At 57.9% G+C, this 16,957-nt stretch carries 14 protein-coding genes; 13 read left to right on the top strand and 1 reads right to left on the bottom strand.

The features are described 5' to 3' along the window. Positions 1-90 precede the first annotated feature (90 nt). From H8274_RS05125 to H8274_RS05135, 3 genes are read left to right on the top strand one after another with little or no spacing between them, the layout of a single operon-like run. Positions 91-1,200 (top strand): peptidoglycan-binding domain-containing protein, encoded by a 1,110-nt coding sequence (locus H8274_RS05125; RefSeq protein ID WP_185934010.1) that lies wholly within the window; start codon positions 91-93, stop codon positions 1,198-1,200. Beyond that, positions 1,197-1,943: an ABC transporter ATP-binding protein gene (locus tag H8274_RS05130; RefSeq protein ID WP_185934011.1), complete on the top strand. Its 747-nt coding sequence runs from the start codon at positions 1,197-1,199 to the stop codon at positions 1,941-1,943. The genes H8274_RS05125 and H8274_RS05130 overlap by 4 nt, the downstream gene beginning before the upstream one ends. Further along, positions 1,940-2,995 (top strand): FtsX-like permease family protein, encoded by a 1,056-nt coding sequence (locus H8274_RS05135; protein WP_185934012.1) that lies wholly within the window; start codon positions 1,940-1,942, stop codon positions 2,993-2,995. Before H8274_RS05130 ends, H8274_RS05135 begins: the two co-directional genes overlap by 4 nt. Before the next feature lie 90 nt (positions 2,996-3,085). On the opposite strand, the gene H8274_RS05140 is transcribed toward H8274_RS05135, so the two are convergent. Then, positions 3,086-5,563, bottom strand: coding sequence for an MMPL family transporter (locus H8274_RS05140; RefSeq protein ID WP_185934013.1), 2,478 nt, complete (start codon positions 5,561-5,563; stop codon positions 3,086-3,088). A gap of 202 nt (positions 5,564-5,765) precedes the next feature. On the opposite strand from H8274_RS05140, the gene H8274_RS05145 reads away from it, so the two are divergent. From H8274_RS05145 to H8274_RS05190, 10 genes are all read left to right on the top strand, one after another. Then, positions 5,766-7,115: a replication-associated recombination protein A gene (locus H8274_RS05145; RefSeq protein ID WP_065415324.1), complete on the top strand. Its 1,350-nt coding sequence runs from the start codon at positions 5,766-5,768 to the stop codon at positions 7,113-7,115. A 154-nt stretch (positions 7,116-7,269) separates the two neighbouring features. After that, positions 7,270-7,893 carry a 30S ribosomal protein S4 gene (rpsD, locus tag H8274_RS05150; RefSeq protein WP_049619184.1) on the top strand — a complete coding sequence of 208 codons (624 nt, stop codon included), beginning with the start codon at positions 7,270-7,272 and terminating at the stop codon, positions 7,891-7,893. A 211-nt stretch (positions 7,894-8,104) separates the two neighbouring features. Continuing rightward, positions 8,105-10,786, top strand: coding sequence for an alanine--tRNA ligase (alaS, locus tag H8274_RS05155; protein WP_185934014.1), 2,682 nt, complete (start codon positions 8,105-8,107; stop codon positions 10,784-10,786). 5 nt (positions 10,787-10,791) lie between these two features. Further along, positions 10,792-11,304 carry a Holliday junction resolvase RuvX gene (gene ruvX / locus H8274_RS05160; protein WP_049619182.1) on the top strand — a complete coding sequence of 171 codons (513 nt, stop codon included), beginning with the start codon at positions 10,792-10,794 and terminating at the stop codon, positions 11,302-11,304. After that, complete coding sequence (mltG, locus tag H8274_RS05165) at positions 11,304-12,443, top strand: endolytic transglycosylase MltG (protein ID WP_049619181.1); 1,140 nt, start codon at positions 11,304-11,306, stop codon at positions 12,441-12,443. Before ruvX ends, mltG begins: the two co-directional genes overlap by 1 nt. A gap of 154 nt (positions 12,444-12,597) precedes the next feature. Beyond that, positions 12,598-13,263: a prepilin peptidase gene (locus H8274_RS05170; RefSeq protein WP_185934015.1), complete on the top strand. Its 666-nt coding sequence runs from the start codon at positions 12,598-12,600 to the stop codon at positions 13,261-13,263. A 301-nt stretch (positions 13,264-13,564) separates the two neighbouring features. Further along, positions 13,565-14,776, top strand: a complete 1,212-nt coding sequence (aroC, locus tag H8274_RS05175) for a chorismate synthase (protein WP_185934016.1) — start codon at positions 13,565-13,567, stop codon at positions 14,774-14,776. Next, a complete protein-coding gene (locus tag H8274_RS05180; RefSeq protein WP_074662187.1) occupies positions 14,773-15,315 on the top strand; it encodes a shikimate kinase in 543 nt (180 codons plus the stop codon). Before aroC ends, H8274_RS05180 begins: the two co-directional genes overlap by 4 nt. Before the next feature lie 100 nt (positions 15,316-15,415). Next, complete coding sequence (efp, locus tag H8274_RS05185) at positions 15,416-15,979, top strand: elongation factor P (RefSeq protein ID WP_049619198.1); 564 nt, start codon at positions 15,416-15,418, stop codon at positions 15,977-15,979. Positions 15,980-15,985: 6 nt separating this feature from the next. After that, positions 15,986-16,750, top strand: coding sequence for a transcription antitermination protein NusB (locus H8274_RS05190; protein ID WP_185934017.1), 765 nt, complete (start codon positions 15,986-15,988; stop codon positions 16,748-16,750). Positions 16,751-16,957 lie beyond the last annotated feature (207 nt).

Raw genomic sequence — 16,957 nt, forward strand, 5'->3', positions numbered from 1 at the left:
AGGTAATACCGACTGGAAAACTGGGGGAGAAGATGCGGGCCGAGCACAAGTCTAGTAGAAGCTGGTAAGAAAATCAGGAGGAAAACAAGCATGGCGCCGAAGACTCAGCTCACACGCAGCGCCCTCATCTATGGTGGCGTGACTGTATTGCTGTGCGCGTGCAGCTTGGTCGCGGCGCTCCTGCTTGGCCGTAATGTTCCCACTTCTTTAGACCGCGTCAATACAAAACCGCAACCAATCGCGGCAATGGTTACCCCGGCTCGCGATACCTACACGCACCCGGCACAACTAACGGTTGAGTTTGCGGACCCACCGCCGGTAGTATCTACAGCCGAATCTGGCCTGATCACAAAAGTAAATATCCAGCCGGGAGAGCAACTATCTCCCGGTGATTTGGTATTTCGGATTAACGGCGTCGGCGTTATGGCTTACGCGGGAGAAACCGTGTTTTACCGCGCGTTGACTCGTGGAGATACTGGACCGGATGTAGCCGGCCTGCAAACAGCGCTCAATCAAATCCTCGACGGGCCGCCACTTGCCACAGACGGAAAGTTTGGGTTGCGAACGGAAACGCGGGTGGAGAAACTACAACGTGCACTAGGCGTAGAGGAGCCAGACGGTGTTTTTGAACCGCAGTACCTGCTCCGCATTCCTAGCAATCCGTATCCGGTTGCGGAGAACAAGATTGCGGAGGGCAGGGAAGTTCCAAGTGTGGGAGAGTCGGTGCTGCTCGGCGCGTGGACTATTTCCAATGCGATAGTGCAACCCGCCCCAGGTTTTCAAGGACCGGAAGGGGACTACCTATTTCGGGTAAGTGGCAAAGAGATTGCTGCGACGCTCAATTCGGGGCAGTGGACTATCACCGATGTCGAAGCTTTGGCTGCGGTATCTTCCAAGCCGGTAGAGGCGAACCGACTTGTGCACGAAGGCCAATTGGTGAGCTTGGTAGAAGAGGAACAATTGGCGGTTCCTGCTGCCGCGATTATTGCTGACCCTCGCTCGCGCGCGGGCACTGCAAATAATGCGGCCAGTGCGGAAAACATCTGCGTTGCCCTTGCCGATGCTACGCACACCAAAGTCCCCGTGGAAATCGTTGGGGTAAGCGCAGATGGCCGTCCGTATATTCGCGGGCAGATTACGGCCGGCACCCAAATATTGCTAAACCCTGGGGAGGTTCTCCCAGATCTGAGTTGCCCATGAGTCTCGAACTAGGCCAAATCGCTTTCACATACCCGAATACAAGCAAACCCGTGTTGTGCAATATTTCGCTGCGGGTGGCAACTGGAGAAAGTGTGGCGATCATGGGACCTTCCGGCCGCGGCAAGACTACGCTCCTTGCCGTTGCAGGCCTCCTTTTGTCACCCGACGAAGGCACGGTGAAACTTGACGGCACGGAAGTTACCACGCGGGAAGCATCGCAACTTCTAGGCGGCCAAATAACTTGGGTGTTGCAATCCGTAAATCTGCTCCCACACCGGACCGTTATCGACAACATTGTTTTGCCCTTACTTTCGCGCGGCTGGCGCAGGAAGGCAGCGGAAGCGCGCGGCACCGCAGTTTTACAACGGGTAGGCCTGCCCGGATACGAAAATAAACGAGCTTCAGAACTATCGGGTGGGGAAGCACAACGAGTGGGGGTAGCACGGGCGCTCACCACCGGACCCTGGTTGTTACTTGCGGATGAACCTACAGCAAATCTAGACCGGGAAACCGCGCAAGTAGTTGCTCACGCACTTTTTAGCGCCACTCGTGATACCACCTTGCTGGTGACCACACATGATCCTGAGGTGGCACGCTATGCGGATTGGGTTTTCTGGCTCGGGGAGCAAAATCAGCCGGGGCAGAAGGCCTCACCACGGGAGAAAAACCACCCCGTAAGAGGAAAGCTACTCGGGGGAGAAGCCCAGCTTGGCGCACAAACGCGCTGCGGGGAGGATCCATGAGCTGGAAATTGCGTGAACTCCTTGTTGAAGCCTGGCGGGATCTAGGCATCCGTCAGATATTAGCAGCGTGTTTGCTGGGAATTCTCCTCGCCACCGTGGGGATATTAACTGCGGCGCAGGCACAACGCGCGGTGGCCCAAACCGAGGCTCGGGTTGCCGCTGGTTCCTTCATTTGGACGGCGATAGCAGCTCCCGAACAAACCCTGGAAGGTTCAGTGTGCGAAAGTTTAGTAGGTCAAACCGGGATTAGCGCGGCTGGCGGAGTGATTGCGGGCGAACCACCAATACTGCGACTTGTGCCGGAAACTCCACCGTTACCGGTACAAGAAATAACTCCCGGGCTAATCGCGGTCTGGGAACCAGGCTATGTGGCACAGGGGGCGATTCTCGGTACCGATCTGGAATCTGTTGGGCGTGTGGGCGTGGGTTCTTCCGTGGTGGCCGAAAATGGACACACGGTAGAGGTATGGGAGCGAACACCGCCGGCGGCCAAATCGGATTCGATGCGCGCCAGGCTCAATCTGGTAACCCCACCCAACCGTCCGGTTCGCGAATGCTGGATTCGCACAGTAGCCGGAGCTGAAGCTTGGGGCGGTGAGGTTTTAGCTGCCGCTTTTCCAGACCCGAGCGTGAAGATTACGCCCTTTGTGCGTGCGGCGAGCGGCCTGGAAACTCCCGCGCAGCAATGGCGTGGTTTTGCTGGCCTGCGAGTGTGGATTATTGGCGGGGTGCTGGGCGGCATCGTTATCACTTTCGCCCACTGGACCCGTCGCGCCCACATAGCCGTTTACCGTGCCTTTGGTACCGGAACCGGACCTCTGCTCGCACTATTTGGTTTCCAAAATTTCCTGCTGCTAGTTCCCACTTTCTGCCTTTCGTACCTCCTAAGCTGTTTTGCCGGGTACGTTTTCAGTAGTAGCTTGGGATACGACGTCGCCCGCAGCATCGCCTGCACAATTGGAGCGGCAACACTCATTACACTGGTGTGGGGAACCATTGGTTCAGCGCTAATCGCGCGCGGATCCATAGCGAGCGCCCTGCGGGACCGGTAACGCGAAGTTCCTGACGCGCCACGAACTTGCTCCTGCAGCTCCACGAACTTGCGGGGCACAGCGCATAAACTCCGCTAGTTTTCGGAGACGCTAGCTTTCGGAGATATGTACCTTGCGGAAGACGCGGTGCAAGAATTGCGGCGCCCACCAATTCCACTTGCCGAGGATCGTCATCGTGGAAGGTACGAGGAGCATACGCACCAAAGTAGCGTCTATCAAGACGGCGATAGCGAGGAATACTCCGATTTCCTTAATGGGTAGCAGATCGCCGAAAACAAAGCCGATGAACACGGCAATAATGATTGCCGCAGCAGCGGTAATCACGCGGCCGGAGCGCTGCAAACCAAGGGAAACTGCGCGGTCATTACTTTCGCCCGCATCCCAGTATTCCTTCATGCGTGCCACGAGGAACACTTCGTAATCCATGGCTAAGCCGAAGCCGAAAGCGAGCCCGCAAGCTACCACGAAGGACGTCATGCCTTGTGTCTGGGGCAAACCAAATAGGCCCTGATGGAAGAGCCACATGGTAAGTCCCAACGAAGAAACCAAGGAAAGGCCGTTAGTAATAACCGCCTTGAGGGGGATTATTACCGAATCCGTCATCAAGAACAGCAAGATAACGATGGCGAGCACAATAACTACCACCGCATAGGGCATACCTTCCTTGAGAACATTGTTGAAGTCCAGTTGCACTGCGGCACTGCCACCAACCATGACTTCATGCGTGAGGTCAGCAGCGCGGATTTGCTCTACCGCGGTGGTAACTTCCGCACCTACCGGATCGTCTACATCCATATAAGCATCTAGGCGCGTCCACCCATCGGTAGTCTCCTGCGCAGTTTCCACGTTGGTAACGCCCGGCAAAGAGGAAATAAATTCCTTTTCCGCCTGGGTATCTTCCGGGCTGGCCTGCACCAAAACGGTTATTTCGGAAGTGCGCAATGCCGGGTAATCGGCCTCGATATGGCTAAGGGCGCGGCCCGGTTCGGTATTGGCCGGCACATAGGCCGTGGTTTCGGTTCGCAGCCCGCCATTACTCAATGGAATCGCAAACACGATGAGAACGGCCAAAACGCAGATCATTACCAACCAGGGCCGGCGCTGCACCCACTGCGCAACCTTTGAGAAGAAACCATGATCGGTATGGGTATCGCCCATCGCCGCAAAGACCTTATGCATCCCGGGAATCTTTTCGACGATGGAAGGTTTGGCCAGCCGGATTCCGGCGATCTGCAACAATGCCGGCACCAGCGTAATTGCCGAAAGCACCGCCAAAAGCACCACCATGAAACCACCGATGGCGATCTCGCGAAGCAAAGAAGATTTCACGAAGAAGAGAGAAATAACCGCTACCGCAATCGTTATCGCGGAGAAGAAGACAGTACGGCCGGCAGTTTCCACGGTCCGCACCAAAGCATCGCTCATGAGGGGGCGAAGCTTTTCTACCGGCGGCAATTCTTTGCCCCGCTCGGGATCGTAGCCAAGCTTTTCGAGGCGTCTCGTAATTTCTTCTCGATAGCGCGAAACAATCAGCAAGCCGTAATCAATAGAAAGTGCCAAACCGATAATAGAAACCACGTTGAGCACGAAAACATCAGTTTCCATTACAAAGGTCATAACCCAAATGCCACCCAAAGTGGTGGCAATCGCGGCAAGTGCACCCAAAATCGGCATGAATGCGGCAACAATTCCGCCGAATACCAACACCATCAAAACCAGTGCCACCGGCAGGCCAATTGCTTCGCCACGTAGCAAATCATTGCGCGAAGCATCATTAATTGTCTGCACGGTCAAGGATTTGGAGGTCATATCGAATTTGGCCCCGGCCTGCTCGGCCTCTTCCTGGTAAACGCGCATCCGGTCAATAACCTGGGCCTCGCTCGCATCCATATGATCCCCGGCAGAAACGTGGGCGACGATAGCAAAACTATCGGTGGCCGCAAGTTTTTGCGCTGCCTTATCGGCTTCGGGCGCGGCTTGCTGGCTTGCCTCTGCCCGGCCGCGCGCCACTACTTCCGCTTCGGAAGGCTGCCCGGCTGCTGCTGCCTGCGCGTGGGCCTGTACCGCAGCCGTTACCTGCTGGCGGGCAATATTTTCCGGAATCCCGCTGGCTACGAGGTGCGCGGTTTGTTCCGCAATCGTGGCCTCGAGTTGGGCACGCGCTTGGGTTTGCCCTTCCGCATACTTTTGCCGCGCCGCATCCTCGCCTTGGGCTGCGGCCTGCTCCAGAATTTCCTGGCGCAAAGTATCCGGAGAAAGCGCACTTACCCCGGTGATCTGGTTCAGATCACTGACGAGCTGCGCCGTCGTCGTACCTAAAGCAGCGGATTCTGGTATTTGCGAGACGATGCCAATAACGTTTTCGCCTTCGCCTTCCGCAAGCATATCCGCAACATTTTGCGCCTCGGTATTCTCCGCGAAGCTATCCGCGCTACCAAGACGTGAGAAAATACCGCCCTGGCCAAAACCGGAAAATGCCGAGACCAGTGCGAGCGCAACAAGAATAAGCCACACGGTGACAACTCGCCACGGGTGGCGTACAGATAAGTGACCCAGGGAACCGAACATGCTTATATTATCCCAGTGGTTGATACCACAATCCAGCCTTTTTGGTTGGTGGCAGAAAATAGGGACACGTGTACTCGTAAAATCGGGCATCGTAGCGTGCGGGAACCCGTGACCCGCGGCTGCCCTGCGGCGAACTGAAAATGCGGGTGCTTCCGGTGGCGGTGCTACGAAAACCAAGCTGAACTATGGTGGACGTGTGGGAATGGACGTCGATCTTTTTGAAAGTGCACAGACCGATGCGAAAGGTGTGCCCCTGGCAAATCGCGGGCCGCTAGCCGTGCGGATGCGGCCGCGCACCCTTGCAGAAGTGGTGGGGCAAGAAGAAGCTTTGCAACCGGGTTCCCCGCTGCGGCGCCTACTGGAACCGGGGGAGCAGTCCGTACCTTCTTCCGTCTTCTTGTGGGGGCCTCCCGGAGTGGGCAAGACGACGATCGCCTACCTGATCGCCCATGCGGGAAACCGGCGCTTCGTGGAGCTTTCCGCCACTTCGGCCGGGGTGAAAGACGTGCGCACGGCGATCGAGGAAGCACGGCGCGCCCTGGTTGCAGACGGTACTGAAACCGTGCTTTTTATTGATGAGGTGCACCGGTTTTCGAAAACCCAGCAAGACGCGTTGCTTCCGGCCGTGGAAAACGGGTGGGTAATCCTCGTGGCTGCCACCACCGAAAACCCGGCATTTTCCGTGGTCTCTCCCTTGCTTTCCCGTTCCCTGCTGGTTACTTTGCAACCCTTGGCGGCGGAAGCGATTTCCGATCTGATTGAGCGGGCATTGCGCGAAGAACGGGGACTGAATGGTAAATACGAAATCAGCGCCGAAGCAAAAGAAAACTTGGTGCGCCTGGCCGGCCAAGATGGGCGGCGTTCCCTCACTTTGCTAGAAGCGGCGGCCGCTGGTGCCCAGCAACGTGGGCAAACAAAAATTACGGTGGCAGATGTGAGCCGCGCTGCCGATGGTGCCACTATTCGTTATGATCGCGACGGCGATGAACACTACCAGGTGATTTCTGCCTTCATTAAATCGATCCGCGGTTCGGATGTGGATGCGGCCATGCATTATTTAGCACGCATGTTAGAAGCTGGGGAAGATCCGCGGTTTATAGCCCGCCGGCTGATGATTTCCGCGGCGGAAGATGTGGGAATGGCAGATCCTTCCGCCCTGCAAACCGCTACCGCAGCGGCGCAGTCGGTAGCAATGGTGGGGATGCCGGAAGCCCGAATTATTTTGGCGGAAGCCGTAGCTCACCTGGCTACCGCGCCGAAATCAAACCGTGCCTACCAGGCGATTAATGCCGCAATTGCGGACGTGCGGGCAGGTAAAGCCGGGCCGGTACCTCTGGCTTTGCGCAATCCGTCCTTCCGGGGCGCTACGGAAATGAATTATGGGGAAGGTTACCGCTACGCGCACGATTATCCGGAAGGGGTAGTCCCAATGGAATTTATGCCGGAAGGCCTGGAAGGCACGGAGTATTACAAACCAACCCAACGTGGGTATGAAGCACAAGTCACAAAGCGAATGGAGTATATTCGCTCGATTCTCCACCCGGAAAACTGATACTATTCTCGGGTTGCTTTTCGTGCCGGCCGTGCGCCTTGCGTGCGGGCCGGGTGCCAGAAGAGCTACACCTGGGGTCTTAGCCGCATGAGTTGGCCCCGCCCCGCCGTGTGCGGGTGTGCATATTTACAGGTATAAAGGAGAAATACAAAACATGGCATCTGGTAATAAGTCGCGCAAGATGGTGCGCCAGTCGCGCGCCTTGGGCATTGCCCTCACCCCGAAGGCGGAACGCTACATGCAGCGCCGCCCCTACCGTCCGGGTGAACACGGCCGCGGCCGCACGAAGGATTCCGATTACTCGGTACGTCTGAAGGAAAAGCAGCGTCTGCGCGCCCAGTACGGAATTCGCGAATCGCAGATGCGCCGCGTGTGGAATGAGGCTCGCCGCGAAGACGGCCTGGCCGGTGAAAACCTCGTGGAACTGCTGGAAATGCGCCTCGATGCGCTCGTGTTGCGCGCTGGTTTTGCGCGCACGATCCTGCAGGCCCGGCAAGTGGTTTCCCACTCGCACCTGCTCGTTGATGGCAAGAAGGTAAACCTGCCGTCCTACCGGGTCAAGCCGGGGCAGGTAGTGCAGGTACGGCCGAAGTCTGCCGCTTCGCCGCTGTTCATGGTGGCCGCCCAGGGCGCACACCGTGACGTTTTGCCGAAGGTTCCGGAATACTTGGATGTGGAACTGGAGAAGCTGAAGTTCACCCTGTTGCGCCGCCCGAAGCGCGCAGAGGTTCCGGTTGAAGCTGACGTCCAGCTCATCGTTGAATACTACTCGCGCTAAGAGTTGTTATTGCGGCGGCGGGTGCCCGAGGGGTGCCCGCCGCCGTGTTTTTGGTCCCTATTACCCGTGCCCCTGGAGAAAACCTGCCTCCAGGCGGGTAAACTCACTCCGTATGCGCGTGCGTAACATAGAGTTAGCCCGGGTGGGAAAACCTGGGAGTAACCGCTTTGTTGCAAACGCGCAGGCGTCAATTTTGAGGAGAATAAACTAGATGCGTAGCGCTGAGATTCGCCGCCGGTGGCTTGATTACTTCGCCAAGCACGACCATCACATTGAACCTTCGGTTTCTTTGGTGAGCCCCGATCCGTCTATCTTGTTCACGATTGCGGGAATGGTGCCCTTCATTCCGTATATCGTAGGAACTGAAAAGGCACCGTGGCCGCGCGTCGCCTCCGTGCAAAAATGCATCCGCACCAACGATATTGAAAACGTTGGGAAAACTACTCGGCACGGCACTTTCTTCGAAATGTGCGGAAACTTCTCCTTCGGGGACTACTTCAAAGAAGGCGCCATTGAACTTGCCTTCGGCCTGCTTTGCGCCCCGCAAGACGAAGGGGGCTACGGCCTGGAAATGGACCGCATGTGGGCAACTATCTGGAAAGAAGACGATGTTGCCTATCGCTCCCTCGTCAATATTGGGGTGAACCCGAAGCAGATTGTCAAACTCACCCGGGAAGAAATCTTCTGGTCTACCGGTCAGCCCGGCCCCGCCGGTCCGTGCTGTGAAATCCACTATGATCGCGGCCCCGAATTTGGGCCGGAGGCAGTGGGTGGCACGGTAGATCCGGGCGGCGATCGCTACCTGGAAATCTGGAACCTCGTTTTCGACCAGTATCGGCGCGGGGAAGGTAGCGGCAGTGACTACCCGCTTCTGGGCGAACTTGATCAGACTGCTATCGATACCGGGGCGGGCCTGGAACGTATTGCCTTCCTGCTGCAGAACAAAAACAATATGTACGAAACCGATGAGGTTTTCCCGGTTATTCAAAAGGCGGAGGAACTCAGCGGTAAAAAGTACGGGGCAGACGCGGAAGACGACGTGCGTTTCCGGGTGGTTGCCGACCACGTGCGCTCTTCCATGATGCTTATAAACGATTCGGTACGGCCCGGCAATGACGGCCGTGGCTATGTGCTGCGCCGTTTGCTGCGCCGCGCGGTTCGTTCCATGCGCCTCCTCGGCGTGGAAAAGCCGGTGCTGGGCGAACTAGTTACGGTATCCAAAGACTCCATGAAAGAGGCCTACCCGGATCTAGAAACTAATTTCGCGCAAACCTACCAGGTAACGGTGGATGAAGAAGACGCTTTCCGCCGCACCCTGCAAACCGGTACCGAAATCTTCGATACCGCGGTGGCCAAGGCCAAGCAGAGCGCGCATGGTACCAGCCCGGTAATTACCGGCAATACGGCCTTTGCTTTGCACGATACCTACGGATTCCCGATCGACCTGACCTTGGAAATGGCCGAAGAACAGGGTGTGCAGGTAGATGAAAAGGGCTTCCGCAGCCTCATGGACGAACAGCGGGAACGCGCCCGAGCCGATGCGGCCGCCAAGAAAACAGGGCATGTGGATTCGCGGGTCTATCACGAACTTCTCGCCGCATCCGGAAAAACGACCTTCCTTGGCTATACCGATAAGGCCTCCGAATCGAAGGTTGTGGCCATCTTGGAAAACGGGGTGGAACAACCGGCAGCTTCGGCGGGCGCCGAGGTCGACGTCGTGCTAGACGTCACCCCCTTCTATGCGGAAGCGGGCGGGCAGCTAGCCGATCAAGGCACCATTTCGGTAGCCGGGGGCGGCATGGTCCGCGTTGACGATGTGCAAGCCCCGGTGAAGGGACTTTCCGTGCACCGCGGCGTCGTAACCGAAGGCACGATCGTGGTAGGCGATACCGCGCACGCACAAATTGACGAAGTGCGCCGCCAGCGTATCGCTCAGTCCCATACCGCTACCCACATGGTGCACAAGGTGCTCCACGAATACTTGGGGGAGCAGGCCACGCAGGCCGGTTCCGAAGATGCACCTTCTCGTTTGCGTTTTGATTTCCGCCACGGCTCGCAAATCCCGGCCGATACGATGACGGAAATGGAAGCGCGCGTGAACGAACGCTTGCAGGAAAACCTGGAAGTAACGGCCGCCGAGTTCCCCATCGAAGAAGCGAAGAAGATGGGCGCGCAAATGCTCTTCGGGGAAAAATACGGCAATATTGTGCGCGTAGTTTCCATCGACGATGCGTGGTCGCGCGAGTTCTGCGGCGGTACCCACGTGGCGCAAACCGGTGAGATCGGTTTGGTAACCATTGTGGGTGAGTCCTCGATTGGTTCCGGGGTGCGGCGCATTGACGCCCTAGTGGGTGAAGGCGCCTACGAAAAGGGTGCCCGGGAGCGTGCCCTCCTTTCGCAACTGACGACGACGCTACAAACCCGGCCCGAACAACTTCCGGAGCGCATCGATAACCTGCTGGCGCGGCTGAAGGCGGCGGAAAAGCAGGTAGCGCATTTGCGCCACGAACGCCTGCTTTCCCAGGTGCAAGATGTGGTAGACACGCCCGAAAAGGTAGGCGAATATCAGCTATACCACGCAGATCTGGGAGAGCTGGAAACCGCGAACGATGTGCGCACCTTCGCGCTTGACGTACGCGGCCGGCTAGCCCCTTCGGCACCGGCAGCAGTAATAGTTACCGGTATAATCGGCGGCAAACCGAATGTCGTGGTAGCAACCACGGATGGTGCACGTGCAGAAGGTTTGCAGGCCGGTAAGCTCGTTTCCCTGATCGCCAAGATCTTGGGCGGCGGCGGTGGCGGCAAGCCCGATATTGCTCAGGGCGGCGGCCAAGATCCCACGAAGATTGCCGAAGCTATGCGGGCCGTGCGCCGCGAACTGGAGGCACAGTAAACACAATGCGGCGGGGGATCAGACTCGGCGTTGATGTAGGCAAAGCACGGACGGGGCTCGCAAAGAGTGATTCCGCGGGGATCATGGCCCTGCCCGTGCGTACCCTGCCTGCCAACGGCGCCGATCTGCGCATAACCGCGCAAACCGCACGCGAACTCGAGGCTCTGGAAGTAATCGTGGGATTGCCACGTAACATGGACGGCAGCGAGGGTAGCGCAGCAAAATATGCGCGGCGCTGGGCCCGCCGGTTAGCACGCCGGATTGCACCCACTCCGGTACGGCTGGTAGATGAACGCCTGTCTACTGTTTCCGCCCATGCCCAACTTTCTGCTTCCGGGCTATCTACGCGGAAACATCGCGGCTTGGTGGACCAAGCAGCCGCCGTCGTTATCTTAGAAACCGCTCTAGAAATGGAACGGGTGAGCGGAGAAAAACCGGGGGAACTCGTGGTCCTTGCCGAAAAGGTGAGCACTACCGAGCCTCCTCAGACTGGCACTACCGAGGAGGGCCCTTCGTAATGTCTGATGTTTTTGACGAATTTCATGCCCGGCCCCGAACCCCAAACGAGGCGAAACGAACCGAACGGGCACGGTTACGCCGCCGCCGGCGTATTACCACCGCGCTTATTACTTTCATTTTAGTTATTTTCCTCTCGGCTGCGGCGGTGGTAGTTATCAGCAAACTTTCGGGCGTGGAAAAACACGTTTCGGATTATGAGGGCACCGGAACCGGCACCGTGCAGATAACTATTCCGGAAAGCGCCACGGGAACCGAAATGGCGCGAATCTTGACGGAAGAAGGCGTGATAGCCTCCGAAAAACCGTTCATTACTGCTTTTACGGAAGATCCGCGATCTACCGGTATCCAACCCGGGGTTTATAACCTGCGCAAGGAAATGAGTTCCAATGCGGCCCTGCTGGCGCTTTTAGACCCCGCAAATCTGGCGTCGGTACGCGTTACCATTCCGGAAGCGTGGACAAAATCGCAGGTTGCGGCCCGGCTCGTGAACCTCATGGAATATTCGGAAGCAGACGTGGAAGCCGCGATGGCAGATACGCAAGCTTTGGGCTTACCGAAGGTCGCGGGTGGGAACGTGGAAGGTTGGCTCGCGCCCGCCACTTACAGTTTCGCGCCGGATACGACGCCGCGGGAAGCTCTCGCCCAAATGGTGAGCAAGCAGATCGATACCCTCAAGCAACTGAAAGTTCCCGAAGACCAGTGGGAAGAAGTGCTTACCAAGGCTTCGATTGTGGAACGCGAAGCGATTGCGCAAAGCGACTACGCCAAGGTGGCACGCGTAATCGAGAACCGTTTGGTGGACCATACCGGAGAAGTACTGGGCCGTTTGCAAATGGATTCCACGGTGCTCTACGGGGTAGGGAAAACGGGCGGCATCCCCACCTCGGCGGATCTGGCGAATGATAACCCGTACAACACTTACAAGAACGAAGGTTTGCCACCCTCGCCAATCGGGGTACCGCGGCCAGAAGCAATTACTGCCGTCATGCATCCCGAACCGGGGGACTGGCTCTACTTCACCACCGTCAATTTAGAAACCGGGGAAACGAAGTTTACGGCCAGCTACGAGGAACAACAGCAATTCAAGGCCGAACTGGACGCGTGGATTAAAGAACACCCGGACTATTTGAAAAAATAGCTAGCTAGGTGCCCTGTGGAAACGGGCGGAGGAGCCTGTAAAACGGCCGCCGGGGTATTCGTGGGAAACCTGGCACCCGTGGCCGAGCGCGAACGGCTGGCGGGCCTGTGGATAGGCTTTCGCCTTTTTCACGGGCCCCACCTAGCCTGGCCGCATGCCTTTTTGGTCTCGAGAACGGATATTGCGCGGTGTACTCACGGGCTGGCGGGCCCTTGGGGGCGGGCTCGCCACGGCCGCCGCGGCTTTCCTCGCGCTCATTTTCGTGCCGCCCCTCAACTTGCCAGCATCGGGCACAGGTACCTGGGAAATACGTAACACCTGGCAGGCGCCCAGCGCGATAGCACAAAATATTACGCACCGCGGCAGTACGGAAGAGCCTTTCGCGCAGGGAATCGAAATACTGGCCGGGTGCGCCGTGCTCGCCTGCCTAGCAGTTGCCGCCTATATCGACCAAACCCTGCATATCCTGCCCGACCCACTCCTAGCTTTAGCCGGCGCGGGCGCGGCCATGGCCGCCCTGGCTGGTAGACACCCGGAAAACATTGCGGCCGGTATTGGCTTTGCGGGCCTTGGTTATCTGCTCAATAAAGTCACGGTTTTTGGCCGCGGCGACGCAAAATTCATGGGCGTGCTAGGCCTGTGGCTCGGGCCGGTTGGCACCGCCTTGGCCTGCGGTATTGCCGTTATAGGCGCGGCGGGCCTATCCCTTGCTGCCATCGTGGCTGATTATGGCGTGTACGGGATCACCAGCCAGTACACCCTGGCTTTCGGACCGTGGCTCTTTACAGCCGGCTTCCTCGTCTGGGTAGCGCTGTGCTAGCGGGCACGCGCCTCTGGCCCTCGTGCGAGCAGCCACGCGCCCCTGGCCCTCGTACGAGCAGCCACGCGTCCCTGGCGCTCGTGCGAGCGCCCACGCGCCCCACCCCGCCGGGCGGGAGTTGTAGTCTCACTGGGCGGGAAGCAGCAGTCTCGCTGAATATAGTGTGGCAGTCCCGCTGGGCGCGGTGTCGTAGCCGCGCTCGGTACCGTCGGGCAGTCCCATTGGGCGGGCTACAGGTGTGTTTACGTACGTATGGTGATTAGGAGTCGAGCAAAAGCCGGGTTCATGAGAGAATGCGATCATGTTTTCGTGGTCAACGGCAGGAGAATCGCACGGGCAAGCACTCGTTGCGCTAGTTGAAGGGGTGCCCGCAGGGGTATCCATTACCAGTGAGGATATTCGGGCGGCCTTGGCGCGCCGCCGGCTCGGATACGGCCGGGGCGCGCGCCAAAAGTTTGAACAAGACGAACTCACCGTGCTTTCCGGTATCCGACATGGCCGCACTTTGGGTTCCCCGATCGCCATGGTGATCGGCAATTCCGAGTGGCCGAAATGGGAAGCGGTAATGGCTGTTGACCCGGTACCGCCCGAAGCTTTGCGCAAAGACGCCGGTAAAGGTGATTCCCAAGAAATTGCTCGGAACCGCAAACTCACCAAACCGCGGCCCGGCCACGCCGATCTCACCGGCATGAATAAATTCGGTTTTACCGATGCGCGCAACGTACTGGAACGGGCCTCGGCCCGGGAAACCGCGGCCCGGGTAGCCGCGGGCGAGGTAGCCCGGCAACTCCTGCAGCAAGTTGCGGGGATCGAAATTATTTCCCACGTGATTAGCATTGGCGAAGCCGCTGACGATTCGGGGATCTTGCCCGGGCCGTCCGACGCTGCCGCTTTGGATGCTTCTCCGGTGCGGTGTTTGCAAGAACCGGCCGCGCAGGCAATGATGGCCGCCCTGGACGCAGCGAAAAAGGACGGGGATACGCTGGGCGGCGTCGTCGAAGTAATTGCCTATGGGGTGCCGCAAGGCTTGGGAAGCTACACTACCCCGTACGGGAGGTTGGACGCTTCCTTAGCGCAAGCGATGATGTCTATCCAAGCGGTTAAAGGCGTGGAAATTGGGGACGGTTTTGCTACCGCGCGGCGCCGCGGCTCGCAAGCGCATGATGAGATCGTGCGCGAAGCTGGCCACACGCATCGGGTTACTAACCGGGCCGGCGGGATTGAAGGGGGAATGTCTAACGGGGAAGCGATCCGGATCCGCCTGGCCTTCAAACCAATTTCCACGGTGCCGCGTTCTTTGCGTACTATCGATACGCAGACCGGGGAAGCCGCCAGCGCTTTGCATCAGCGTTCCGATACATCCGCGGTGGTTCCCGGTGCAGTTATTGGGGAAGCAATGGCCGCACTCACTTTGGCCGGTGCTTTGACCGAAAAACTTGGTGGCGATTCTGTCGCAGAAATGAAACGAAACTTGCATGGTTTCCTGCAGTCCATTCCGGAGGTACGTAAATGACGGTACGCGCAGTAATCATCGGACTTCCCGGTGCCGGTAAATCTACGGTGGGGCGCCTGTTGGCGCGCGAACTTGGCGTTCCTTTTGCCGATTCTGATCAGCTGATTGTGGAGGCAACTGGGCGTTCAATTCCCGATATTTTTGCTGACGACGGCGAGGCGGGCTTCCGCCAGATTGAGGAAAGAGAAATTGCGCGGGCTTTGCGCGAGTTCGGAGGCGTGCTTTCCCTGGGCGGTGGAGCGATTCTTTCCCCGCAAACTCGCCAAAATCTGCGTGGCCATCACACGATTTTGATTGAGGCTCCGCAAGCAGAACTCTTGCGCCGCGTCACCAATTCGCGCACGAAACGCCCGCTGCTGGAAAACAATCCGGAAGAGAATTTGGCGCGCCTGACTGTGGAACGGGCCCCGCTATACGAAGAAGTGGCAACGATTCGCGTACAATCTGGGCCGGAACCAGTGCGCGGCGTCGTCGTGCAAGCTTTGGAAAAACTCCAGGAAGCAGAAGCACAAGAAACCAATGCGGAAAAAGACAACTAGACCGTAAAGAAAAGGTGTGTGCGAAGCGCGTGCCTTTTTGATAGAGCTACGCGAAAATGCGCTGTATCCTGGTACGCGGCTAATTGCGAAAGGAAGCAAAGTGACAACTACGAATGATCTGAAGAACGGCATGATTCTGGTGCTTGACAACCAGATGTGGCAGGTAGTGGAATTCCTGCACGTCAAGCCCGGAAAAGGACCGGCCTTTGTGCGCACCAAGTTGCGCAATGTGATGACGGGTAAGACCCTCGATCGTACGCTCAACGCGGGGATCAAGGTGGAAACGGCAACCATTGACCGCCGGGATATGCAGTACCTCTACAATGACGGCACTGACTATATCTTTATGGATAAGGACACTTTCGACCAGATTCCGATTAGCCCGGAAATCGTGGGGGATGCGAAGAATTTCCTCCTCGAAAATGACGATGCCACGATCGCTTCCACGGATGGGCGCGTGCTCTTTGTGGAAATGCCGGCCTCGGTGGAACTGACCGTAACGCACACTGAACCGGGCGTGCAGGGTAACCGTTCCAGCGCTGGTACCAAGCCGGCTACGGTGGAAACCGGTTATGAAGTGCAGGTACCGCTGTTTATTAACGAAGGCGACCGGCTGAAGATTGATACCCGCACCGGGGAATACATTTCCCGTGCGAATGACTAGGTGATTATGGCTCGGAGACAACACGCGAAGAGACGTAAATACGCGAAGCAAAAGGGTCGCTCTACCCAGCGGCATCGTGCTCTGGATGTGCTTTTCGAAGCTGATGAGAAAGGTATTGCCACCGAGCAAGGTATCCGCGATTTGCTTGCAGAGCGGCAGAAGGTTTCGACGGCGCAAGTGCCAATCGGCGAATTTGGCTCCGAAATTGTGGAACATTACGCGGGCCACATCCTGAATCTCAATACGCTCATTGAGGCGGCTTCGGAAGATTGGCCTTTGCACCGCATGAATTCTGTGGATCGCAATATTTTGCGGGGCGCGGCCGCCGAGCTCACCTATATGGATACGCCGCGGGCCGTGGTGGTGCCGGAATGGGCGGATCTGGCACGCTCGCTTTCCACGGATAGGTCAGTGGGCTTCGTAATGGGCGTGATGAATCGGATGGCTGATATTCGCGAACGCGAACTGGCCAACCAAGCCAAGGGTTCGATTCTCGACGCCGAAGCACGCGGGGAAACAATTGGCGCGGGCGCGGAAGTAAGCGCGCCGAGCGCCAGCTCCGCGGATACAGCGGCCGCAGGCGAGCCGGAAGCTGAGCCATTTTCCACGCCGGAAGTTGAGCTGTGCTCGGTAGCTGAGACGCGCTCGGAATCTGCGCCAGCAGAAGCCGAGGCCAAGCTGGAAGTCGAGCCAGTAGAAACTGACGCGGAAGTGGCGCCGGAAGCTGAGCCGCGCTCGGAAGACCAGTCGGCAGAAACGGAAACGAAGTAAGCAGTACCTAGTGCTGCGATAGCTTCGGCACGCAAAGCTCGGGCCAAAAAGCGTTCAGGCAAGTGCATAGCAAGCGGCGGTAGGAATCCCGAGAGGATTCCTACCGCCGCTTGCTGTTTTTGGACCGGTCCCCAGGCGCCGGCGGCTCCGATCTTGAGGCAAACGATGCTCGAGGTAAACCGATCTTGAGGCAAACCATTCTTGAGG

The sequence above is a fragment of the Actinobaculum suis genome (assembly GCF_900618115.1).
Classification (GTDB): Bacteria; Actinomycetota; Actinomycetes; order Actinomycetales; family Actinomycetaceae; genus Actinobaculum; species Actinobaculum suis.

Coding starts and splice junctions, on each gene's coding strand:
- H8274_RS05125 (WP_185934010.1), top strand. CDS start 91: ATGGCGCCGAAGACTCAGCTCACACGCAGCGCCCTCATCTATGGTGGC.
- mltG (WP_049619181.1), top strand. CDS start 11,304: ATGTCTGATGTTTTTGACGAATTTCATGCCCGGCCCCGAACCCCAAAC.
- H8274_RS05180 (WP_074662187.1), top strand. CDS start 14,773: ATGACGGTACGCGCAGTAATCATCGGACTTCCCGGTGCCGGTAAATCT.
- rpsD (WP_049619184.1), top strand. CDS start 7,270: ATGGCATCTGGTAATAAGTCGCGCAAGATGGTGCGCCAGTCGCGCGCC.
- H8274_RS05140 (WP_185934013.1), bottom strand. CDS start 5,563: ATGTTCGGTTCCCTGGGTCACTTATCTGTACGCCACCCGTGGCGAGTT.
- H8274_RS05135 (WP_185934012.1), top strand. CDS start 1,940: ATGAGCTGGAAATTGCGTGAACTCCTTGTTGAAGCCTGGCGGGATCTA.
- H8274_RS05145 (WP_065415324.1), top strand. CDS start 5,766: ATGGACGTCGATCTTTTTGAAAGTGCACAGACCGATGCGAAAGGTGTG.
- alaS (WP_185934014.1), top strand. CDS start 8,105: ATGCGTAGCGCTGAGATTCGCCGCCGGTGGCTTGATTACTTCGCCAAG.
- H8274_RS05190 (WP_185934017.1), top strand. CDS start 15,986: ATGGCTCGGAGACAACACGCGAAGAGACGTAAATACGCGAAGCAAAAG.
- H8274_RS05170 (WP_185934015.1), top strand. CDS start 12,598: ATGCCTTTTTGGTCTCGAGAACGGATATTGCGCGGTGTACTCACGGGC.
- H8274_RS05130 (WP_185934011.1), top strand. CDS start 1,197: ATGAGTCTCGAACTAGGCCAAATCGCTTTCACATACCCGAATACAAGC.
- aroC (WP_185934016.1), top strand. CDS start 13,565: ATGTTTTCGTGGTCAACGGCAGGAGAATCGCACGGGCAAGCACTCGTT.
- ruvX (WP_049619182.1), top strand. CDS start 10,792: ATGCGGCGGGGGATCAGACTCGGCGTTGATGTAGGCAAAGCACGGACG.